The sequence below is a fragment of the Sphingomonas sp. Sph1(2015) genome, from assembly GCF_001970915.1.
Classification (GTDB): domain Bacteria; phylum Pseudomonadota; class Alphaproteobacteria; order Sphingomonadales; family Sphingomonadaceae; genus Sphingomonas; species Sphingomonas parapaucimobilis.
In genome coordinates this window covers 13,691-35,019 of record NZ_MQUI01000041.1, presented here as the reverse complement: position 1 = coordinate 35,019, position 21,329 = coordinate 13,691, and the positions used below count along the sequence as shown (strand labels likewise).

Genomic DNA, 21,329 nt, shown 5'->3' with positions numbered 1-21,329 from the left:
CTCTATTGCCTGGTGGCCATAGCGTCGGTGTCCCACCCGATCCCATCCCGAACTCGGCCGTGAAACCCGACTGCGCCAATGGTACTACTGCTCAAGCAGTGGAAGAGTAGGGCGTCGCCAGGCATTACAGTCCGCGTATACACAAAAAACCCATTCACAACCTCACACCCCCGCGGGGTGGAGCAGCCCGGTAGCTCGTCAGGCTCATAACCTGAAGGCCGCAGGTTCAAATCCTGCCCCCGCAACCATCGCCTTAGAACCCGACAACGCCGCCCCCAAGGGCGGCGTCGTCGTTTGTGGCATATGCCGCCAGCGACGCCACGCTGGCCACGACCTCCGCGGCCGGACCGCGGTTACTGACCGTCCCCCGGCAACGAGGTCGAGCGCAACAGCAGTTTTTTTGGGCCTGCGGCCCGGGACACGGTCTCGCGCAGGATCTCGGCTTCCATCATGGTCTTCTTGCCGAGCAGGCGCTGCAACTCGCTCACCTGCGCCTGCAACGCCCAGTATTCGGACGCAGGCACCACCTCTTCCCTCGGGCGGCTTCTTGCGTTTCTGCGCCTGGCAGGCTGGGCGGGTAATCCAGCAGCCAGTTCCCCACTTCCGTACGCCTGTCGCCAATGATCAACGAAAGTCGGATGGGCACCAGGCAGCAGATACCCAAAACTCATATCCTGGCGGCGCTCTATCGAATCATACCACCGGCTTGCCATGACATTCGCCTTTCAAGCGTCATGGCGAGGACGATGAACGTGCTGCGGCCCCCAATCGGACAGCCATCCCCCTGATGGGGTAAGCGGCCAGGGATGTCTCCCTGGCCGCCTTGTCGTCAGAACTTGAAGCCCAGTCGGGCATAGCCGAACTGGCCCGGCAGGTCATAGGTGGTCGGATCGAACCCGCCGCAGCTTAGGCAGTCGGGCGCACGCTGGCCCAGGATGTTGTTGACACCCATGGTCAGGGTCAGCCGCTGCGCCAGCCAGGGCATGGTCCAGCCGATCTGCGCGTCGAGATACAGGATCGGCTTCATCTCGCGATTGTCATAGGCGGGCTCGATGACCTTGCCGATGTAACGCCCGGTCAGCGAGGCAAGGAAGGTCTCGCTCGACCAGTCGATCGTCGCCACGCTCTTGAAGCGCGGATAGGCCTGGTCGCCGCGCTCCGTGCCCTGCCGCTCCAGCTTCTCGCTGCCCGTCGCAGTGGGCAGGGTGGTCGAATATTCGAACAGGAAGTTGCTCGCCCAGTTCAGGCCGAAGCTGCCCGCCCCGACGCGCGGGCTACGGTAAAGCAGGGTGACGTCGATCCCCTCGCTCTTCAGCGAGGCGATATTCTGGAGCAGGCCGCGAATCTGTGTGATCTGGCCGCTGCCGGTCGCGGAGCGGGTGATCGCGCCGCAGCTGACCGCGTCCCGCTGGTTGACGCAATTGGCGAGCAGCACGTCGGCGCCGACCGACGCGATCGCGTCGTCGACCCGGATGGTATAGTAATCCGCCTCCAGGCTCAGCTGGCTGGCGATACCGGCCTCGCGCGCCCAGCTCGGGCTGTAGACGCCGCCCAGCACCCAGCTTTCCGACCGTTCGGGCTTCAGCGCGCGATTGCCGCCGGTCAGGATCGGCAGCTGAAGGCCGTTCTGCACGTAATTGACCGGCACGCCCAGCGCGACGCAGTTCTGCCGCACCGTGCTGTTGGCGGGCAGGCTGGCCAGGCCCGAGCAGGGATCGATGACGTTGCCGTCGAAGCGCGACGGCGTGCCGAACAGCTCGCCAATGCTGGGCGCGCGGAACCCTTGCGCCCAGGTGCCGCGCAAACGCAGATTCTCGAACGGCTTCCAGCTGAGCCCGCCCTTCATCACCGTGCGGTTGCCGCTGGTCGAATAATCCGAATAGCGCGCCGCGAACGACCCTTCGAGCAGGCGGAAGAAGGGCACGTCCTTCAGCACCGGGATGCTGAGTTCGCCGTAGACTTCGTGGACGTCGAAGGCCCCCGCCGTCGGCTGGGCCGGGATGTCCGAGCCCAGGCCCGCCGCAACGATGGGGTCAGGGTTGAACGAGCCGGTCTGGCGACGGAACTCGTAGCCCGTCGCCAGCCCCAGCGGCCCGGCGGGAAGCTGGAGCAGCGTGCCGGTCAGGTTGAGGGTCGCGTCGGTCATCGTCTGTTCGGACCGGTCGCGCTGGGTGAAGGTGACATAGTTGATCATTGCCGGGGTGATCGAGCCCGCCCCGCCGAAGATGTTGAACGGCACGCATGCGCCGGTACAGTTCGCCACAGGTCCCAGCGCCTGCGCCAGATTGGCGGCGTTGACGTTACCATGCGCCACCTGCTTGGCCTGGTTCTCGGCATAGATCAGGTTGGCGTCCCAGTACCAGGTGCCTGCACCGATCGGAATCTGGCCGTCCAGCGTGCTCGACATGTACATGGTGTCGACCCGCTGGCTGTAATGGCGCGGGCCGTTCTCGACGAAGCGACGGCCGATAAAGGCATAGTTGGCGGGCGTGCCGTTGTTGCCCGCGCTGAGCGTCACGCCGAACGGGTTGAACGGATTGGTCCGGTCGATCGAGATGGTGTCGAGCAGATTGCCGTTGCCCGCGTCCGGCCCGACGAACAGCGGCAGCGGCGCGGCCTGGTTGTCCGAGGTGCGGCGATTGTAGATCAGTCGGGTGCTGAGCCGGACATTGTCCGCCAGCTGGCCGGTGAAGTTGACGAACGCGCCGACCCGTTCCTGCGGGGTCAGCAGATAGTTGAAGGGGCGGAAGTTGAAGCGGTCGGCGACGGTGAAGGCCTTGAAATCGCTGTTCGCGCCGGTCGGGTTCAGCGGATCGAAGCGCGGCTGGGTCAGCGGATTGCTCTTCAGCGTCAGGTTCATCGACTCGCCCGTGACCGGGTTGTTGATGATGAACCGGCCATTGGGCGTGCCCGAACTGCACGTCGTGGTGCAGGCGGTCGCGCCGGGATCGGGGAAGGCGTAATAGGGCCGGTCGCCCGCGAAGACCGAACCCTGGTTGATATAATTCGCCCCGACCACCACCGAGACGCGGTCGTCGGCCGTCCGGTGGCCCCAGCTGAGCTGGTAATTCTGGGTCACGCCGTCGCCCTTGTCGTAACCGCCGAGCTGGGCGGTGGCGAGGAAGCCGTTCTGGCGTTTCTTGGTGATGATGTTGACGACGCCCGCGATCGCGTCCGAACCGTAGATGGTCGAAGCGCCGTCGCGCAGCACGTCGACGCGTTCGATCATGCTGTCGGGAATGGCGTTCAGGTCGACCGCGCCGGGAATGCCGCTCGCCGCGCTGCCGTTGATGAAGCGCAGGCCGTCGACCAGAACCAGGGTGCGGCGGCTACCCAGATAGCGCAGGTCGATCTCCGCCGAGCCGGCACCGACGCCGCCGCCATCGGGCGGATTGCCGTTGTTGCCGGAGCGGTTGAAGCGGGAATTGAGGCCGCCTGCGGCGCCCGGCAGGCGTTGCAGCACGTCGCCGATCGAAGACAGGCCCGTGCGGGCGATATCCGCGCTGTCGATCGCGGTGAGGGGGGCGCTCTGGTCGAGGGGGTTGCGGCGGATGCGTGAGCCGGTGACGACGATCGTGTTGTCGCCCGCCGTCATATCGTCGCCGGTGGCATTTTCCGCCACGCCCGCGCGCCGCCGCCCGTCGCCTGGGTCTGCGCCTGCGCATCGACCGCCAGGATCAGGGCACCGACAGCCGCACTTGCCAGCGCCCATTTGCGCAACCGGCTTGGTCCGTAAGCCATAATCTTTTCCCTCTTTTGGTTTTATTGACTCCCGTTCCTGCTGCAGATGTGAGGCGCCTCTTTTCGGGCTGCCTTCGATATTCAGATATATGGCCCGGTGATCCGGGATCGATGAAGCGCGTCTTGGTGAATCGGCAGCCGATCTTGTGCCGAAAGAATTCGCCGATCCTGCCGTTCGCCTCCACTAATGGCCCCCGGTATACAAAATATGATCCCACGGTCATGTCAAGCGCTGCCCATGGGGAGAGAGGTGGCCGTACCGCATGCCATCGGCCGGTTCACATATGTTGGCGGGTTGTCGCTGAAATTCGATCAATTGCGACGTTTTGCCTGTCGATCGGTTCAGCTTGGCGTAGGATAGCGTGATGTAAAGCGCCGTTCCCACGACGACATGCCGACGAACAGGGGCTATCATATCCGCATGACCAAAATGCCATTCTCCGTTTCCCGCCCCTCCATTGCCCGGCTGCTTGGTACGTTGGCGACCGGATCGATGATCGCGACGCCGCTGCTGGCGCAGGTCGCGCCGCCGCCGGTGATGGTCCCCACGACGCCGCCGCAGGCCCAGCCCCCCGCCGCGCAGCCACAGGTGGTGCCGCCTGCGACCGTGCAGCCGCTGCCGCAAGCGGCCCCCGCCGTGGCGATCCCCCCCTTGTCGGAGGCGCAGGCCCGCCAGCTCGCGACCCTGATCGCGCAGGGCGAGGTGGCGCAGGGGCTGCGTCAGGGGCCGCCGCGCGACCTGTCGACCCTGTCGCCCGCCGCTCTGACCCGCGTGGCGCTGGATTATGCCCATGCGGTGCATGTCGGGCGGCTGGATGCGGCGGACTTCACCAAGGACTGGGGCATCCGGCCGCAGCCTTACGACCCCGCGCCCGGCTTTGCGGAGGCGGTGCGCCATGACCGGCTGTCGGCCTGGATCGCCTCGCTGCCGCCGCCCTATGCGGGCTATGACGCGCTGGTGAAGGGGCTGGCCCGCTATCGCGCCATGGCGGCGGCGGGGGGCTGGTCGTCGCTCCCGGCGGCCACCATCAACTTCGGCGCAAGCGGGCCGCAGGTGCTGGCGTTGCGCAAGCGGCTGGCGATGGAGGACCCAGCGGTCAGCGCCACCGGCGAGCGGTTCGATGACGATCTGCTGGCGGCGGTGCGGCGGGCGCAGCGGCGTTATGGACTGAACCCGGTCGGCACCGTGGGCAGCCAGACCATCGCCGTGCTCAACGTTCCGGTGGCGCAGCGCATCCGCCAGATCATGGCGAATATGGAGCGCTGGCGCTGGTTGCCGCAGCAGCTGGAGGCCAAGCGCGTCCAGGTGAACATCGCCGCCGCCGTGCTGACCGTGTTCGACGGCGACAATCCCGTCATGTCGATGAAGGCGGTGACGGGGCGTCCGGGCAACGAGACGCCGATGCTGGTGTCGACGATCCGCAGCATCGTGCTGAACCCGCCCTGGAACGTGCCCAGCTCGATCGCGAACAAGGAATTGTGGCCCAAGGAGCGGGCCAATCCCGGCTATCTGAAGCGTGCGGGTTTCCGGGTCATCGACAATGGCGACGGTTCCAAGCGGTTGCAGCAATCGTCGGAAAAGAGCGCGCTGGGCCGGTACAAGTTCGACTTCCCCAACGACTTCGCGGTCTATCTGCACGACACGCCCGCCCAGTCGGGCTTTTCCAAGTTCGACCGGCTGGCCAGCCATGGCTGCGTCCGGCTGGAAAAGCCCGCCGATCTGGCCTCGTTGATGCTGAAGACCACGCCCGAATGGCAGCAGCCGCAGATCGATGCGGTCATCGCATCGGGCAAGACGGTGCGCGCGACCATGGCCGAGCCGGTGGCGGTCTATCTGCTCTATTGGACCGCCTTTGCGAATGCCGATGGGCAGGTGGGCTTCCGCGAGGATCCCTATAGCTGGGACGCGCAGCTGGCGACCAAGATCGAGGCGCGCTCGGCCGAGCGGGCACAGGCAACCAAGGACTAAAGGGAAGACAGGATGAAGATCGCCACCAAAAGCGCCATGGCGCTGTTCGCGGCCGGATTGGTGCTGGCGGGCTGCTCGCGCTCGTCGGAGGATCCGCCCGTGCCGGTCGAGAACGACACGGCCGTAGTGGAAGAGAATATGACCGCGCCGGAGGAAACCCCGGTCATGACCAACGATGCGGAGGCGGTCGCGCCGGTCAACATGGCCGCCGACACCATTCCGCCGCCCCCGCCCGAGCGGACGGTCGACCAGCAGATGCTGGACGATGCCTCGGCCACCGGCATGACCTCACGCGTCCAGCGCACGCCGAGCGGCGACGCGCCTGGCGAGGGTATCGAGCCGAAGGACGGGCAGTAATCCGCCTTATTCCTCCCCAAGCTATGCTTGGGGAGGGGGACCGCCGCAAAGCGGTGGTGGAGGGGGATTTCCGCTAGGTACGTCCTGTGTGGAAGCCCCCCTCCGTCAGGCCTGATGGCCTGCCACCTCCCCGTGCCGGGGAGGATTTATTCTGCGATCCTACCGATCAACGCCGTCCGCTGCGCTTCGGTCGGCCGCCACAGGCCCGCCATCGAACCGCCGTCCCCGAACAGTGCGTCCACCACCTGTGCCGCATCGCCCTGTTCCCACAGCCCGGTCAGTTCCGCCCGGCGCGGATCGGGCGAGGCGTCATTGCCCGCCCGGACAAACCGCAACCACGCCGCCAGCGCGGTCAGCGTCGCGGGTGCGTCCCCGCCATGCGCCGCCAGCGAGGATAGCCAGCGCGGGCCGACCTTTTGCGATCCGTCGCTGGCGATCTGCGACAGGCGATGCTCCAGCGTCCGGTTGGCGAAGCGGGCGAGCAGGGCGTCGGCATAAGGCTCCAGCGCCTGCCCCTCGGCGGCGGTGAAGCTGGTCGCCGCCTCGTCCCGCATCAGCCGTTCGACCACGGGACGGATAGCGGGATCGGCGACCGCCTGGTGGACGAACTCGTGCCCGCGCTCCAGCCCCAGATAGGCCAGCGCCGAATGCGCGCCGTTGAGCATCCGCAGCTTGGCGGTCTCATAGGGCGCGACATCGGCGACGAACTGCGCCCCGCCGACTTCCCAGCGGGGGCGCTCGCCCGCGAAGTCGTCCTCGATCACCCATTGGCGATAGGGCTCGGTGATGACGGCGGCCTCGTCGCGCATCCCCAGCGCCGCCTCGACGCCTGCGCGCTCGGCGTCAGTGACGGCGGGGACGATGCGGTCTACCATGGTGTTGGGGCAGCGCCAGTCGCGCTCGAACCAGTCGCGCGCCGCCGTTTCGCCCCGATGGTCGAGGAATGCCGCGACACCGGCGCGCAGTACCCGGCCATTATCGGGGAGGTTGTCACAACTGACCAGCGTCAGGGCACCCAGCCCCGCCGCAGCCCGCGCGACCACCGCCTGCGCCAGATAATGACAGATGCTGTTCCCATCCGCGACGATGCCCGCCAGATCGGTCGCGCCATCGGGTTGCCGCCAATAGCCCTTCTCGGTGACGGTCAGCGTCACGATCCGCGTGTCGGGGGAGGCGAGGCGTTCGGCCAGCCGGTCGGGCGTCCTGGCCGCCACGATCACCTCACGGATCGCGCCGATCAGGCGGACGGCCTCGCCCTCGCTCGACCGTTCGGTGACGGTATAGAGCCCGTCCTGCGGCGCCATCTGGTCATGCACGCCGCCCGAGCGCAGCGATGCCGCCGTGATGGCCCAGTCGCGGTCGCCCGCCGCCATCGCATCGTCGGTATAGACCGCCTGATGCGCGCGGTGGAACGCGCCCAGCCCGATATGGACGATGCCGATCCGCTGCGCCGCCCGGCCATAGCCGGGACGTGCGACGGCGTCGGGCAGTGTCGCGGCGGTCGCCTCGCTCAGCTGGGTCACAGCCGGTACGCCGAACGGACCAGCCCGTTGGTCAGCGCATGGGCCAGATCGACCGCCTCATCCTCCTCCAGCCGGTGCTCGGCGACGAGGCGCGCGAGGAAGCCGCAATCGACCCGCCGCGCGACGTCGTGCCGCGCCGGGATCGACAGGAAGGCGCGGGTATCGTCGTTGAACCCGACCGTGTTGTAGAAGCCCGCCGTCTCGGTCGTCATCTCGCGGAAGCGGCGCATCCCCTCCGGGCTGTCATGGAACCACCAGGCGGGGCCGAGCTTCAGGCACGGATAATGCCCGGCCAGCGGCGCCAGCTCGCGCGCATAGACGCTCTCGTCCAGCGTGAAGAGGATGATGGTCAGCTCGCGCTCATTGCCGACCACATCGAGCATGGGCTTCAGCGCATGGACGTAATCGGTGCGCATCGGCATGTCCGCGCCCTTGTCGCGGCCATGGCTGGCGAAGAGCCCGGCATTATGGTTGCGGTAGGAGCCGGGGTGAATCTGCATGGTCATGCCGTCCGCGACGCTCATCTTCGCCATCTCGGTCAGCATCTGCGCGCGGAAGAGTTCGGCATCGGCGGGCGTCCATCCACCGCCGACGACACGCGCGAACAGCGCCTCGCATTCCGCCGTCGACAGGTTCGCGGTCGCCGCCGTGGGATGGCCGTGATCGGTCGCGGTCGCGCCCAAGGCGCGGAAGGCGGCGCGACGCTTGGCATGGGCGGCGAGATAGCCCGACCAGCTATACACATCCTCGCCGGTCAGCGCGGCGAAGCGCTGCATCGCGCCGGCGAACTGCTCATGCTCGACATCGATCACGCTGTCGGGGCGATAGGTGGTGATGACGCGGCCAGCCCAACCGGAGTCGCGGATCGCCTGGTGATGGAGCAGCGGATCGTCGGCGCCCTCGGTCGTGGCGAGGCATTCGATACGGAACCGCTCGAACAGCGCGCGCGGGCGGAAGGCGGGGGTGGCGAGCGCCTCGCCGATCGCGTCGAAATAGCGGTCGGCGGTCGCCTCGTCCAGCGCCTCGGTGAAACCGAATACCTCGGCAAACACATGGTCGAGCCACATGCGCGACGGCGTGCCACGGAACAGATGATAGTTCGCCGCAAACAGCTTCCACGCCGCACGCGAATCGGTGGCCGGGCGGCCGCCGCGATGCGGGATGCCCAGATCGTCGAGCGCGATGCCTTGGCTGTAGAGCATACGGAAGACATAATGGTCGGGCGCGAGCAGCAGGTCGCTGGCATCGGCCCAGGGCTCGTCGGTGGCGAACCAGCGCGGATCGGTGTGGCCGTGCGGGCTGATGATCGGCAGATTCGCGACTTCGGCGTACAGCGTCCGCGCGATGCCCCGCGTCGTCGGATCGGCGGGCAGCAGCCGGTCGGGATGAAGCTCCAGTTTGCGTGTCATGCGTTCAACCCCAACATATGCACGATTCCCTGCTCCAGCCCGCGCAGCTCGGCCAGCCCGCGCATCCGGCCCAGCAGCGAATAGCCGGGATTGGAGCTGCGATGAAGGTCGTCCATCATCCGATGACCATGGTCGGGGCGCATCACGATCGCACGGTTCCGCATATGCGAAATCTCGACCACCGCCTGCATCACCTCCGCCATGCGGGCATGGCCGCCCAGATGCTCCGCCTCATGGAAATTGCGCTCGCCCGCTTCCCAACCGACCGAGCGGAGGTGGAGGAAGTCGATCCGCTCGGCAAAACGGCGGATCATGGCGGGCAGGTCATTATCTGGCCGCGCGCCGAACGACCCGGTGCAGAAACACAGCCCGTTCGCCAGGGACGGCACGGCGGCATAGAGATGATCCAGATCCTCCGCCGTGCTGACGACGCGCGGCAGGCCGAAAATGGGGAAGGGGGGATCGTCGGGATGGACGACCAGTTTGATCCCGACTTCCTCGGCGATCGGGCAGACCGCGCGCAGGAAGGCGATATGGTTGGCCCGCAGTGCTTCGGCGTCGATCCCGGCATAGGTGTCGATCGCGCGCTGGAAGGCGGGCGAGTCGAAGCTCTCCTCGCTGCCTGGCAGCCCCGCGATGATCGTGCGTTCGAGCTTGTGGCGTTCCTCGGGTGTCATCGCGGCGAAGCGCTCTGCGGCGGCGGCCCGGACGCTTTCCGAATAATCCGCCTCGGCGCCCGGCCGCTTCAGGATATGGATGTCATAGGCTGCCACCGCCGCCCATTCGAAACGCAGCGCGGTCGCCCCATCGGGCAGTTCCCAGTCCAGATCGGTGCGCGTCCAGTCGAGCAGCGGCATGAAATTATAGGTGACGGTGCGCACACCCTCGGCCGCCAGATTGCGCAGGCTGTCGCCATAGGCCCGGACCAGTTCGTCGGTCAGTTCGCCGCGCTTGATCGCGTCATGCACCGGCAGGCTCTCGACGGTCGACCAGCCCAGCCCGGCCGCCTCGATCATCGCCCGCCGCTCGGCGATCGCCTCGCGCGGCCAGACCACGCCGTTGGGAATTTCATGCAGCGCGGTGACGACCTCTGTGGCGCCCGCCTGGCGGATATGGGACAAGGAGACCGGGTCGGCGGGTCCGAACCACCGCATGGACTGGATCATCAACACGGCCGCTATTCCCTCGTCCCAAATCATGTTTTTGCGTCGGTTAGCGGTAGCATTCGGCATTCGGATTGACCAGTTACAAATTTTGGCCTTGCCACTATCCTGGTAAAGCCAGAGATCGATAGGAGAGAAGTGGATGCGGATCGTCGTCGTCGGGGAAGGGATGATCGAATTGTCGCGCGCAGACGGTGGGCTGTGGCGGCTGGGTCATGGCGGCGACACGCTGAACACTGCGATCCATCTGGCGCGGATGGACCGCGATGTCCGCTACGTGACCGCCTTGGGCGACGATCCGTTCAGCGCGACGCTGCTTCAAAACTGGGCGGCCGAGGGCATCGATACCAGCCTGATCCTGGGCGACCCGACCCGGATGCCGGGCCTGTACGCGATTACCACCGACGAAGCGGGCGAACGCAGCTTTTCCTATTGGCGGGGGCAGAGCGCCGCGCGGCGTACCTTGTCCCTGCCGGGCAGCGAGGCGGTGATGGCTCAGGCCGAGCAGGCTGATCTGCTGCTATACTCGCTGATTACTCTCGCGATTCTGGACGAACCGAGCCGGGAGCATCTGTTCGATCTGGCGCAGCGGGTGCGGGCGCGGGGCGGGCGGGTTGCTTTCGACGGCAATTACCGCCCCCGCCTGTTCGCCACTCAGGACGAGGCGCGCGAACTGTGCCGTCGGGCGATCGGCGGCTGCGACATCGGTCTGCCAACGCTGGAGGACGAGGCGATGCTGGTCGGCGCCAAGTCCGCCGAAGGAGTGCGCGACCGCTGGCAGGGGCTGGGCGCGGGTGAGGTCGTGGTAAAGCTGGGCGCCGATGGTTGTCTGGTCACCGGCGTCGGCATCGTGCCGCCGCCCGAGCGCCTGAACCCGCGCGATACCAGCGGGGCGGGGGATGCGTTCAACGCGGGCTATCTGGGTGCGCGACTGGATGGTCTGTCGCTCGCCGAGGCGGCGGTGCGGGGGCATAGGCTCGCCGGGTGGACGGTGATGCGTTCGGGGGCGATTCCGGCGCGGGATGACGACCTGCCGCTTTGAAAAGCGTTTTGGACTGACCAAATTTAATCGGGCGGTCATGGGGTAGGCGCATTTAGCTTCTCCCCTTCAGGAGCATCGGGTCGATCAGGCTCCCAGCCTGATCGACCCGATGCTGGATTGGGGTAGGGCCTTTCCCCTTGGCGACGTGCTTGTGGAGCCGCCCGACCCCCGGCCCCTCCCCTGAAGGGGAGGGGAGTCCCACCACCATGCCCCCGTTCGCACTGAGCGAAGTCGAAGTGCATGGGATGTACTTGCGGCGAGGCTGAAACGTGGCCTTCGACTTCGCTCAGGCTGAACGGAGTAGGGGCAGCCCGCCACTCGGCCACGAAAAAGGGAGCCGGAACCTCGGTTCCGACCCCCTGATCCTGTCAGCATGCGCTGGCAGCTGGCTTTACGCGCCCGGGATTTCCGAGACGTTCACCTTGATGCCGCGGCCCATCGTCGACGAGACGGCGACCTTGCGGACATACTTGCCCTTCGCGCCCGACGGCTTGGCCTTGATCAGAGCGTCGACCAGCGCGTCGAAGTTGGCGCGCAGGTCTTCCGCCGGGAACGACGCCTTGCCGATGCCCGAGTGGATGATGCCGGCCTTTTCGACGCGGTACTCGACCTGACCGCCCTTGGCCGCCTTGACGGCTTCGGCGACGTTCATGGTCACGGTGCCCAGCTTCGGGTTCGGCATCAGGCCCTTGGGGCCGAGAACCTTACCGAGGCGGCCAACGACGCCCATCATGTCCGGGGTCGCGATGCAGCGGTCGAAATCGATGGTGCCGCCCTGGATGGTTTCCATCAGGTCTTCCGCACCCACGACGTCCGCACCAGCGGCGCGTGCTTCGTCGGCCTTCGCGCCCTTGGCGAACACGCCGACGCGAACGGTCTTGCCGGTGCCCTTGGGCAGGGTGACGACGCCGCGGACCATCTGGTCGGCGTGGCGCGGGTCAACGCCCAGGTTCACGGCGACTTCGATCGTCTCGTCGAACTTCGAGGTCGCATGGGTGCGCGCCAGCGAGATCGCCTCGTCGATGCCGTGCAGCTTCTCGGCGTCGATCTGGACCGACTTCTGCTTCTTGGTCAGCTTGGCCATGATCTTAGCCCTCCACCACTTCGAGGCCCATCGCGCGGGCGGAGCCTTCGATGATCTTGGTCGCAGCCTCGATGTCGTTGGCGTTCAGATCCTTCATCTTGACCTGGGCGATTTCCGCGAGCTTCGAGCGCGCGATCTTGCCCGCCGACACCTTGCCCGGCTCCTTCGAGCCCGACTTCAGGTTGGCCGCCTTCTTGATGAGGTAGGTCGCAGGCGCGGTCTTCGTCTCGAACGAGAACGAACGGTCGGCATAGACGGTGATGACGGTGGGCAGCGGGGTGCCCTTCTCGACTTCGCCGGTCTGCGCGTTGAACGCCTTGCAGAATTCCATGATGTTCACACCGCGCTGACCCAGCGCCGGGCCGATCGGCGGCGAGGGGTTGGCGGCGCCTGCAGGAACCTGCAGCTTGATATAGCCGGTAATCTTCTTTGCCATGTCACTCTCTTTTCGAGTCTAGCGGTCGTGACGGGCGTGCAAGGCACAGGCCAGCACACCCTCCCGCAAGGTTTCCGTCGCATGATGCCAGGGAAGCGCGGGCTCTTAGTAAAAAGTGGGGGAGAAAGCAAGGTGACTCTGCCCCGCCCCTCCGTTCGCACTGAGCGAAGTCGAAGTGCACGGGATTTGCGGGCGGCGAGGGGATGGGCGTGGGCTTCGACTTCGCTCAGCCTGAACGGAGGGTGGGGATGTCGGGAAAGTACCCGGATACGAAAAGGGCCGGTGGCGATCGCTCGCCCCGGCCCCTGTTCCGTCGATCCGACAGGACTTACTTCGAGCGTTCGACCTGCTCGAAGTCCAGTTCCACCGGGGTCGCACGACCGAAGATCGACACCGACACCTTGACCTTGGACTTGTCGAAATCCAGTTCCTCGACCACGCCGTTGAAGCTGGCGAAGGGGCCTTCCAGCACCTTGACCGCGTCGCCGATCTCGTAATCGACCTTGACCTTGTGCTTCGGGGCGGCGGCGGCCTCTTCCTTGGAATTCAGCATCCGCGTGGCTTCCGCCTCGCTGATCGCCTGCGGCTTGCCCATCGCGCCCAGGAAGCCGGTCACCTTCGGCGTGTTCTTGACCAGGTGATAGACCTGGTCGGTCATGTCGAGCTTGGCCAGGACATAGCCGGGCATGAACTTGCGCTCGACCGCGATCTTCTTGCCGCGACGGGCCTCGGTCACGGTCTCGGTCGGGACCTCGATCTGGTCGACCAGATGGTCGAGGCCCAGACGGGTCGCCTCGGCCATGATCGAGTCGCGGACCTTGCCCTCGAAACCGGAATAAGCGTGGATGATGTACCAGCGCGCCATGAGAACCCTTTTACTTCGCGAGCGACAGCAGGGTGCGGACCAGCGTCTCGAAGAACGAGTCGACCGCCAGGAAGAAGATGGCCAGGATCGTGGTCATCACGACCACCATCACGCCGGTCATCACCGTCTCGCGCCGCGTCGGCCAGACGACCTTCTTGGTCTCGGTCTTGACCTGGTTGAGGAATTCGATGGGGGTCGTCTTCGCCACTCGTGCCGTTCCCGCCCTGCAAGGAAATTACTGTCAGCGAGGCATGGGTCCGCCGTCGCCTGCCCAGGGGGCCTGCGACGAAAGGTCCGTCCGCGCTGTTCGGATGGGAACGCGATGTAGCCGTGGTGTGGGTAAAAGGCAAGGGTAGGGCGGGGCGGCAGTGGAGCGGAGGTTTTGGGTTCACGCGAAGCCGCGATGGCGCGAAGTTTTTTGTTCACGCGGAGACGCGGAGACGCGGAGTTTTGGGTTCGCGCAGAGGCGCAGAGGCGCAGAGGCGCAGAGGCGCAGAGGCGCGGAGGACGCAGAGGGGAGCGGAAGGCTCTTATCGGCACTCCCAACCGCCGTTCAGCCTGACCACAGTCGAAGGCCAAGGGAAGGAGTCGCCTGAGGACCCTCGAGCCGCAGGCTCCTGGAACGCTGGCGAGTTCTGCCCGCGTGGCGCGCGTTATCCCGTGGCCTTCGACTGCGCTCAGTTTGAACGGAGGGAGGATAATGCCCCACTCTCTTCCTCCGCGTCTCCGCGTCTCCGCGCGAACCAACCTTCTTCGCGCCCTCGCGGCTTCGCGTGAATCAACAGCAACGCCCGCCATTCTTCCCGCCATACCTTGCCTGTTGCCGCTCGCGGAAGAAGGTCACCTCGTCCATCGGCTCGCGGTCGGGATGCCGGGCCGCCATGTGGGCCACATAGGCGTCATAGCTGGGCATCCCGACCATGGCGTTGCCGATCTCGCGCAGGCGGGCAAGCCAACTCATTCGGCGGCGACCATCTCGGGCGGGACTTCGGTCACGCTCGGCCGGTCGATGGCCCTCGCGATCAGGCAGGTGCGCACCGCATAGACCAGGATCGCCAGCACCACGCCCAGGAAGATCGCGCACAGCCCGGCGTCGATCCGGTCGTTGAACACGATCCGCCCCATCTCCGCCATGGTCTTGGCGGGTGGCAGCACCTTGCCCGATGCGGCGGCGCTGGCGAACTTGTCGGCATGGGCCAGGAAGCCGACGCGCGGATCGGCCGAGAAGATCTTCAACCACCCGGCGGTCAGCGTGCAGGCGAGCAGCCAGACGGTCGGCACGACCGTGATCCAGGCGTAGCGGTCCTTCTTCATGCGGAACAGCACGACCGTCGCCAGCATCAGTGCCACGGCGGCCAGCATCTGGTTGGAGATGCCGAACAGCGGCCACAATGTATTCACCCCGCCCAGCGGATCGGTGACGCCCTGATAGAGGAAGAAGCCCCAGGCCGCGACGCACAGCCCGGTCGCGATCAGACCGGGTGCGACCTTGCTCGATCCCCGGAAGCTGGGGACGACCAGGCCGATCAGGTCCTGCAGCATGAAGCGTCCTGCGCGGGTGCCCGCGTCCACGGCGGTCAGGATGAACAGCGCCTCGAACAATATGGCAAAGTGATACCAAAAGGCCTTCATCGCCTGTCCGCCGAACAGGTGGCTGAAGATTTCGGCCATCGCCACGGCCAGCGTCGGCGCGCCGCCCGCGCGGCTGATGATTGTATGCTCGCCCACGTCGCGCGCGACTTGCGCCAGCGTGTCGGCCGAGATGGGGAAGCCCATCGCGGTCACGGCGGCGGCGGCGCTGGCCGGGTCGGTGCCCAGTACGGCGGCGGGCGCGTTCATCGCGAAATAGATGCCCGGATCGAGGATCGAGGCGGCGACCAGCGCCATGATCGCGACCGCGCTTTCCATCAGCATCGCGCCGTAACCGATGAAGGGCGCGTCCTTCTCGCTGGCGATCAGCTTGGGCGTGGTGCCGCTGGCGATCAGCGCGTGGAAGCCCGACACCGCGCCGCACGCGATGGTGATGAACAGGAAGGGGAAGAGCGGTCCCGCCCAGACCGGCCCGCTGCCGTCGATGAACTTGGTGAGGGCGGGCATCTTCAGCGGCGGCGCCATGATGACGATGCCGATGGCCAGCGCCACGATCGCGCCGATCTTGAGGAAGGTCGACAGATAGTCACGCGGCGCGAGCAGCAGCCACACCGGCAGGACCGAGGCGACCGCGCCGTAACCGATCAGCAGGAAGCAAAGCTGCACCGGCGTGAAGGTGAAGAGCGGCGCCAGCACCGCCGACTGCGCGATCGACTGACCATAGACGATCGCCAGGATCAGGCCGATGAAACCGATGATCGACACCTCGCCGATCTTCCCCGGCCGGACCCAACGGGTATAGCCGCCCATCAGCATCGCCAGCGGCACCGTTGCCGCCACGGTGAACAGGCCCCAGGGGCTCTCCGCAAGTGCGCGCACGACGATCAGCGCCAGCACCGCGAGGATGATGACCATGATCATGAAGGCGCCGAACAGCGCGATGGTGCCCGCGACCGGCCCCATCTCCATGCGGATCAGCTCGCCCAGCGAGCGCCCGTCACGTCGCATCGACAGGAACAGGACCAGGAAGTCCTGCACCGCGCCCGCCAGCACCACACCCGCCAGGATCCACAGCGTGCCCGGAAGATAGCCCATCTGTGCCGCCAGCACCGGCCCGACCAAAGGCCCCGCGCCCGCGATCGCGGCGAAGTGATGGCCGAACAGTACCGTCCGGTCAGTCGCGACATAGTCCAGCCCGTCGGCGCGGCGGATGGCCGGGGTGGGGCGGCTGGGGTCGATGCCGATCACTCTGGCGATGAACAGCGCATAATAACGATAGGCGATCAGATAGACCGACACGGCGGCGGCGATGATCCACAGCGCGTTGATCGGTTCGCCCCGCACCGTGGCGACCACGCCCAGCGCCCCCGCTCCGACGATCGCCAGTGCGATCCAGGGAAGGTGTTTCGTCATGCCCCGTCCGGTCCTCCAGCTATGCTCTTGTCCGCCTTTCTAGCTCCGTGACAGGCGCATGCCACCTCAATTTCGGCCTTGATGGCGGCACGTGGAATGAAGTTATTTCCGACCCGGCCTTGCAGATTCGGATCAGGAGGCCCACATGTCATGCTGCTAAAGTCGCAAATCGACGGTTCTCTGCTTTGCGGCACGTTCCTTCTTTCCCTGCACCGCGGCCTCGAATCTGGCCCCGCGCCTGGTTCACCATTATGAAGGAACGAAAATGAGCATCACCGGAACCGTCAAATTCTTCAACGCCGACAAGGGTTATGGCTTCATCGCCCCCGAAAATGGCGGCGCGGACGCCTTTGTCCATATCAGCGCGGTCGAGCGTGCCGGCATGATCACGCTGAACCAGGATCAGCGGGTGAGCTACGAACTGGAGCAGGATCGCCGCGGAAAGATGGCGGCGGTCAACCTTCAGCCCGCCTGAATGTCGAAGCGGTAGCCGATCCGGCTACCGCTTTTTTTGTGGTCGAAAGGATAATCCATGTCTCGTGATGCCATCTTCTTCCGCAACCAGGCCGAAATCGAACGCACCAACGCCGCCGATGCGACCTTGCAGAATGTCCGCGAACGCTGCGAGCGTGCGGCTTCCTCCTGGGACGCCATGGCCGTCCGCGCCGAGCGCGCGGAACTGGGCCGTGCGGCAGCGGCAGCCCGAACGGCGCTATAGGCCGAAGCGGAATCCGTATCCCAGACCCAGCGTCGCCTGCATCCGCCGTCCCCGCTCACGGATCAGCGGCGAATCAGCGGCCGGGCCACCCAGCCGCTCCAAGCTGGTGAACAGCGTGAGGGCGCTGCGCCTGTTCAACGGGCGGACGACATTGCCACCCAGTCCATAGGACAGCACGCCACCATCCGCCCGGTAGGGCGTCAGGCCGGTACGCACCGATTGCGCCGCCGAAATGCCGAAATAGGTCTGCATGAAATCCGCGCTGGCCAGCGTCATGCGCGGTCCCGCGCTGACAATCGCGCGGCCGATCCGGGTGCGATAGGCGGCCGACAGGTCCGCGACCACGCCGTCATGCCCGCCGAAGCCCTGCCTTACCTCCGCGCGAGCGCGCCAGCCCCGGCGCGGGCCGAAGAATTTTTCGACAAAGCCGCCGACCTCGCCCGCCGCCTTGATATCGCCCATGCCCTCCAGCGCGTCGCTGCCGCCAGCGATCAGGAAGGGCGAGCCGCCATTGCGCTCGTCGCGGCCGAAGCGGATCTTGACCAGCGGCCCGGCGCGCCAGCCGTCGCTGCGCACCGCATTCCACCCGATCCCGTCGGGCACCGAGGCGAAGAGCGTGTTGCCATAATTCACCCGCAGATCGGGAAACAACGACAACGCCATGTCGCGCGACCCCTGCCAGGCGGGGCCGAAAACGGGGGCGGCGCCGATGGTGATGCTCCAGCCATCGGGCGCACCTGGCGCACCGGTGGCGACACCTGGGGGCGGGCCGCTTTGCCGCACCTCCTGCGCCGCCGCCGGACAGGCGCATAGCGTGACGATCCCCAAAGCCCAGACACGCATCCTTCATCTCCCTGTCATGTGGGATAGGGCGAGACCCGGACCGCCGCAACGCCCGGAGTCTGTAAACTTAGCGCTTGCTCGTCGCTCGGTCCGGAGTGAAAGGCGGAGCATGGCTCACTCTTCTTCCCCGCTCGTCGTCGGCATCGGCGGCACGATCGGCAGCGTCTCCTCGACCGAGCGCGCGCTGCGCACCGCGATGACGGCGGCGGCGGACGAGGGCTTTCGCACCCATGTCTTCGGTGGCGAGGATCTGGCGCGCCTGCCGCTCTACAACCCGCGCGCGGGCGAGCGGACCGAGGCGGAGCAGGTGTTCGTCGACACCGTGCGCCGGGCGTCGGCGATCATCATCGCCAGTCCCGGCTATCATGGCAGCATCTCGGGGCTGGTGAAGAACGCGCTCGACCTGCTGGAGGAAACGGCGAAGGACGACCGGCCCTATCTCGCCGACCTGCCCGTGGGGCTGATCGCGACCGCCTATGGCTGGCAGGCGACGGGTTCGACCATCGCGGCGCTGCGCTCGATCGTCCATGCACTGCGCGGCTGGCCGACGCCCTTCGCGGCGGCGGTGAACACGCAGCAGACCCGCTTCGACGAAGAAGGCCGTATCAGCGATCCGGCGGTGGAGGGGCAGCTGCGCCTGGTGGGCCAACAGGTCGCCCGCTTTGCGCCGCTGGCGGGGACGATCCGCGCTTCGCATTGAGGGGCGTCGCCGGGATTTCAGTTCACGCGAAGCCGCGATGCTGCGAAGATTTTGATTTCGCGCGGAGACGCGGAGGCGCGGAGATGTGTCGCGCTCGGGAGCGCGCATGCTTCTTTCTTCGATCGCTCAAGAAAAAGGGGCGGAAAGAGCAGCAGATACGACACCTCCGCCTTCTCCGCGCCAACCATATTTCTCTTCTTCGCGGCATCGCGGCTTCGCGTGAGATGAATGAATCCGTTCCCCGGCGAAGGCCGGGGTCCAGTGCCTTTCAAGCCCGTGGCGCGTGGAAACTTTGCGTGGGAGGCAAAGGCCTTGTGCTCCCGATAGTGCGTAGAAACTGGACCCCGGCCTTCGCCGGGGAACGGTAAGGCGGGGGAGCGCTTAGCGCAGGCGCTCCGTCACCAGCGCGGTGATCTCGTCCGCGATCTCCGCCGGATCGCGCAAGGCTCCGCCCGCCACGGTCGACACCGTCACCCATTCGCCCAGCATCGCCCCGTCCGCCATCGCGGCGTAATTGGCCCGCACCCGCGCCTGAAGCCCCAGATCGGCCTCATACGCGTCATAGGTATCGTCGGTATAACTGCGCTTGCGCTTGCGGGCGATCAGGTCGCGCGCGACGTCCAGCGGCGTGTCGAGATAGACCGACAGATGCGGCGCGGGCAGGCGGAACTGCACCGTCTCCAGCTGCTCGATCCATTGCAGCAGCGCCTCCGCCCGGTCGGGCGGCACCTGCGCGGCCTGATAGGCCATGTTCGATGCGATATAGCGGTCGAACACGATCACGTCGTGCGCTTCCGCCAGCTCGATCAGGTGCGGTCGCGATTCGAATCGGTCGAGCGCATAGAGCGTCGCCGCCGTCTCGGGCGCCGCGGCATGGGGCAGGCGGCCCGCCAGATATTCGCCCAGCGCCCAGCCGCCGACCGTCTCGGCATAGCGTGGAAAGGACAAGGCCGCCGCCGACAGCCCGGCGGCGTTCAGCCTTTCGGTCACCGCCGCCGTCGCGGTCGCCTTGCCCGCGCCGTCCGCGCCCTCGATCGCCAGCAGGAACGCCATCAGCCGCGAAAGCCTTCATGGTGGCGGATCACTTCATCGATGATGAAGCGCAGGAATTTCTCGGAAAATTCGGGGTCGAGCTGCGCATCGCTCGCCAGCTGGCGCAGCCGGGCGATCTGTGACTCCTCGCGGCCGGGATCGGCGGGGGGCAGTTCGTTCTCCGCCTTGTAGCGTCCGACCGCCTGGGTGATCTTGAACCGTTCGGCCAGCATGAAGACCAGCGCGGCATCGATATTGTCGATCGACTGGCGATAGCCGGTCAGCACGGTGTCGGACATGATCGGTACGTCTCCCTCTGGCGCGGTGGCCGCACATGAATTCGCGCGCGCCCTTTCGCGCTTAGGCTTGCGTTCGGCAAGCGTTGTCGCCAGAGGCTCTTACCTGCCCATGACCGTAACCGCCACCCGCCTCGCCAAGCCCGCGCCCTCGCTGGACCCGATGATCCGGCTGGTGGCCGATGACATGAACGCCGTGAACCAGGTCATCATCGACCGCATGGCGTCGGAAATCCCGCTGATCCCGCAACTGGCGGGCCACCTGATCGCGGGCGGTGGCAAGCGGATGCGCCCGATGCTGACGCTCGCGAGCGCGCAGCTGCTCGGTTATCGGGGCACCAGCCACCACGTCCTGGCGGCGGCGGTCGAGTTCATCCACACTGCCACGCTGCTGCACGACGATGTCGTCGATGGCTCCGACCTGCGGCGCGGACGGCGGACCGCCAACATCATCTGGGGCAATCCCGCCAGCGTGCTGGTCGGCGACTTCCTGTTCAGCCGGTCCTTCCAGCTGATGGTCGATGCGGGCAGCCTGAAGGTGCTGAACATCCTGTCGGGCGCGTCGGCGGTGATCGCCGAGGGTGAGGTGAACCAGCTGACCGCCGTGCGGCAGGTGGGGCTGGCCGAGGAACGCTATCTCTCGATCATCGACGCCAAGACCGCCGCGCTGTTCGCCGCCGCCTGTCGCATCGCGGCCGTGGTAGCCGAGCGGCCCGAGGCGGAGGAACTGGCGCTGGAGGCATACGGCCGGAACCTGGGCATCGCGTTCCAGCTGATCGACGATGCGATCGACTATGTGTCGGACGCAGGCACCATGGGCAAGGATGCGGGCGACGATTTCCGCGAGGGCAAGATGACCCTGCCGGTGATCCTCGCCTATGCGCGGGCGAACGACGACGAGCGTCAGTTCTGGAAGGACGCGGTCGAGGGACGGCGCACCTCGGACGAGGACTTCGCCCACGCCATCGCGCTGGTCCGCAAGAGCCGGGCGGTCGACGACACGATGGCCCGCGCGCGGCACTATGGCGGGCTGGCGATCGAGGCGCTGCGTTGCTTTGCGGATGGACCGGCGAAGAGCGCGATGATCGAAGCCGTCGAGTTCGCGGTGGCGCGGGCGTACTGAGCTTCCACGCCATTCCAAATCCCGC

The 21,329-nt window shown here is 66.5% G+C and carries 22 protein-coding genes, 1 tRNA gene and 1 rRNA gene; 9 read left to right on the top strand and 15 right to left on the bottom strand.

Annotation, left to right across the window (positions count from 1 at the left end; genetic code table 11):
* Window positions 1-8 precede the first annotated feature (8 nt).
* Together rrf and BSZ14_RS14810 are read left to right on the top strand one after the other, a co-directional pair.
* Window positions 9-123: ribosomal RNA gene (rrf, locus tag BSZ14_RS14815) — 5S ribosomal RNA — on the top strand.
* A 48-nt stretch (window positions 124-171) separates the two neighbouring features.
* Window positions 172-248, top strand: a tRNA-Met gene (locus BSZ14_RS14810).
* A 105-nt stretch (window positions 249-353) separates the two neighbouring features.
* Here BSZ14_RS14810 and BSZ14_RS20090 read toward each other — a convergent pair.
* From BSZ14_RS20090 to BSZ14_RS19730, 3 genes are all read right to left on the bottom strand, one after another.
* Entirely contained in the window at window positions 354-713 is a 360-nt protein-coding gene (locus BSZ14_RS20090; protein ID WP_076711500.1) for a hypothetical protein, read from the bottom strand.
* 116 nt (window positions 714-829) lie between these two features.
* Window positions 830-3,622, bottom strand: a complete 2,793-nt coding sequence (locus BSZ14_RS14800; RefSeq protein ID WP_198930527.1) for a TonB-dependent receptor domain-containing protein — start codon at window positions 3,620-3,622, stop codon at window positions 830-832.
* Window positions 3,592-3,741, bottom strand: coding sequence for a hypothetical protein (locus BSZ14_RS19730; RefSeq protein WP_158069216.1), 150 nt, complete (start codon window positions 3,739-3,741; stop codon window positions 3,592-3,594). Before BSZ14_RS19730 ends, BSZ14_RS14800 begins: the two co-directional genes overlap by 31 nt.
* 421 nt (window positions 3,742-4,162) lie before the next feature.
* Between BSZ14_RS19730 and BSZ14_RS14795 the strand changes: the two genes are divergently transcribed.
* Window positions 4,163-5,710: a L,D-transpeptidase family protein gene (locus BSZ14_RS14795; RefSeq protein WP_198930526.1), complete on the top strand. Its 1,548-nt coding sequence runs from the start codon at window positions 4,163-4,165 to the stop codon at window positions 5,708-5,710.
* 12 nt (window positions 5,711-5,722) lie between these two features.
* Entirely contained in the window at window positions 5,723-6,067 is a 345-nt protein-coding gene (locus BSZ14_RS14790) for a hypothetical protein (protein ID WP_076711497.1), read from the top strand.
* A 146-nt stretch (window positions 6,068-6,213) separates the two neighbouring features.
* Here BSZ14_RS14790 and BSZ14_RS14785 read toward each other — a convergent pair whose 3' ends face one another.
* From BSZ14_RS14785 to uxuA, 3 genes are read right to left on the bottom strand one after another with little or no spacing between them, the layout of a single operon-like run.
* Window positions 6,214-7,590 carry a mannitol dehydrogenase family protein gene (locus BSZ14_RS14785; protein ID WP_076711496.1) on the bottom strand — a complete coding sequence of 459 codons (1,377 nt, stop codon included), beginning with the start codon at window positions 7,588-7,590 and terminating at the stop codon, window positions 6,214-6,216.
* Window positions 7,587-8,999 (bottom strand): glucuronate isomerase, encoded by a 1,413-nt coding sequence (gene uxaC, locus BSZ14_RS14780; RefSeq protein ID WP_076711495.1) that lies wholly within the window; start codon window positions 8,997-8,999, stop codon window positions 7,587-7,589. The genes BSZ14_RS14785 and uxaC overlap by 4 nt, the downstream gene beginning before the upstream one ends.
* The gene (uxuA, locus tag BSZ14_RS14775; RefSeq protein ID WP_241823776.1) at window positions 8,996-10,165 is read right to left on the bottom strand and encodes a mannonate dehydratase; all 1,170 of its coding nucleotides are present in this window, start codon (window positions 10,163-10,165) and stop codon (window positions 8,996-8,998) included. The genes uxaC and uxuA overlap by 4 nt, the downstream gene beginning before the upstream one ends.
* A 139-nt stretch (window positions 10,166-10,304) precedes the next feature.
* On the opposite strand from uxuA, the gene BSZ14_RS14770 reads away from it, so the two are divergent.
* On the top strand, window positions 10,305-11,204 hold the full coding sequence (locus BSZ14_RS14770; RefSeq protein WP_076711494.1) for a sugar kinase: 900 nt from the start codon (window positions 10,305-10,307) through the stop codon (window positions 11,202-11,204).
* A 391-nt stretch (window positions 11,205-11,595) separates the two neighbouring features.
* Here BSZ14_RS14770 and rplA read toward each other — a convergent pair whose 3' ends face one another.
* From rplA to BSZ14_RS14740, 6 genes are all read right to left on the bottom strand, one after another.
* The gene (gene rplA / locus BSZ14_RS14765; protein ID WP_076711493.1) at window positions 11,596-12,288 is read right to left on the bottom strand and encodes a 50S ribosomal protein L1; all 693 of its coding nucleotides are present in this window, start codon (window positions 12,286-12,288) and stop codon (window positions 11,596-11,598) included.
* 4 nt (window positions 12,289-12,292) lie between these two features.
* Window positions 12,293-12,724 (bottom strand): 50S ribosomal protein L11, encoded by a 432-nt coding sequence (rplK, locus tag BSZ14_RS14760; protein WP_007407063.1) that lies wholly within the window; start codon window positions 12,722-12,724, stop codon window positions 12,293-12,295.
* A gap of 328 nt (window positions 12,725-13,052) precedes the next feature.
* The gene (gene nusG, locus BSZ14_RS14755; protein WP_042491307.1) at window positions 13,053-13,589 is read right to left on the bottom strand and encodes a transcription termination/antitermination protein NusG; all 537 of its coding nucleotides are present in this window, start codon (window positions 13,587-13,589) and stop codon (window positions 13,053-13,055) included.
* Window positions 13,590-13,599: 10 nt separating this feature from the next.
* Window positions 13,600-13,797: a preprotein translocase subunit SecE gene (gene secE / locus BSZ14_RS14750; RefSeq protein WP_042491311.1), complete on the bottom strand. Its 198-nt coding sequence runs from the start codon at window positions 13,795-13,797 to the stop codon at window positions 13,600-13,602.
* Between the two features lie 570 nt (window positions 13,798-14,367).
* A complete protein-coding gene (locus tag BSZ14_RS14745) occupies window positions 14,368-14,550 on the bottom strand; it encodes a YbdD/YjiX family protein (protein WP_076711492.1) in 183 nt (60 codons plus the stop codon).
* The gene (locus tag BSZ14_RS14740) at window positions 14,547-16,592 is read right to left on the bottom strand and encodes a carbon starvation CstA family protein (RefSeq protein WP_076711491.1); all 2,046 of its coding nucleotides are present in this window, start codon (window positions 16,590-16,592) and stop codon (window positions 14,547-14,549) included. The genes BSZ14_RS14745 and BSZ14_RS14740 overlap by 4 nt, the downstream gene beginning before the upstream one ends.
* Before the next feature lie 265 nt (window positions 16,593-16,857).
* On the opposite strand from BSZ14_RS14740, the gene BSZ14_RS14735 reads away from it, so the two are divergent.
* A complete protein-coding gene (locus tag BSZ14_RS14735; protein ID WP_042491318.1) occupies window positions 16,858-17,067 on the top strand; it encodes a cold-shock protein in 210 nt (69 codons plus the stop codon).
* A gap of 57 nt (window positions 17,068-17,124) precedes the next feature.
* Window positions 17,125-17,310 (top strand): hypothetical protein, encoded by a 186-nt coding sequence (locus tag BSZ14_RS14730; RefSeq protein ID WP_042491319.1) that lies wholly within the window; start codon window positions 17,125-17,127, stop codon window positions 17,308-17,310.
* On the opposite strand, the gene BSZ14_RS14725 is transcribed toward BSZ14_RS14730, so the two are convergent.
* A complete protein-coding gene (locus BSZ14_RS14725) occupies window positions 17,305-18,153 on the bottom strand; it encodes a MipA/OmpV family protein (protein WP_076711490.1) in 849 nt (282 codons plus the stop codon). The two genes, BSZ14_RS14730 and BSZ14_RS14725, sit on opposite strands and share 6 nt — an antisense overlap.
* Before the next feature lie 109 nt (window positions 18,154-18,262).
* Here BSZ14_RS14725 and BSZ14_RS14720 point away from each other — a divergent pair, with 109 nt between their 5' ends.
* The gene (locus tag BSZ14_RS14720; RefSeq protein WP_076711489.1) at window positions 18,263-18,853 is read left to right on the top strand and encodes an NADPH-dependent FMN reductase; all 591 of its coding nucleotides are present in this window, start codon (window positions 18,263-18,265) and stop codon (window positions 18,851-18,853) included.
* Between the two features lie 381 nt (window positions 18,854-19,234).
* Here BSZ14_RS14720 and BSZ14_RS14715 read toward each other — a convergent pair whose 3' ends face one another.
* The gene (locus BSZ14_RS14715; protein WP_076711488.1) at window positions 19,235-19,906 is read right to left on the bottom strand and encodes a thymidylate kinase; all 672 of its coding nucleotides are present in this window, start codon (window positions 19,904-19,906) and stop codon (window positions 19,235-19,237) included.
* Window positions 19,906-20,184 carry a chorismate mutase gene (locus tag BSZ14_RS14710; protein WP_042491330.1) on the bottom strand — a complete coding sequence of 93 codons (279 nt, stop codon included), beginning with the start codon at window positions 20,182-20,184 and terminating at the stop codon, window positions 19,906-19,908. The genes BSZ14_RS14715 and BSZ14_RS14710 overlap by 1 nt, the downstream gene beginning before the upstream one ends.
* Before the next feature lie 109 nt (window positions 20,185-20,293).
* Between BSZ14_RS14710 and BSZ14_RS14705 the strand changes: the two genes are divergently transcribed.
* Window positions 20,294-21,304, top strand: a complete 1,011-nt coding sequence (locus tag BSZ14_RS14705) for a polyprenyl synthetase family protein (RefSeq protein ID WP_076711487.1) — start codon at window positions 20,294-20,296, stop codon at window positions 21,302-21,304.
* The last annotated feature ends 25 nt before the right edge of the window (window positions 21,305-21,329 follow it).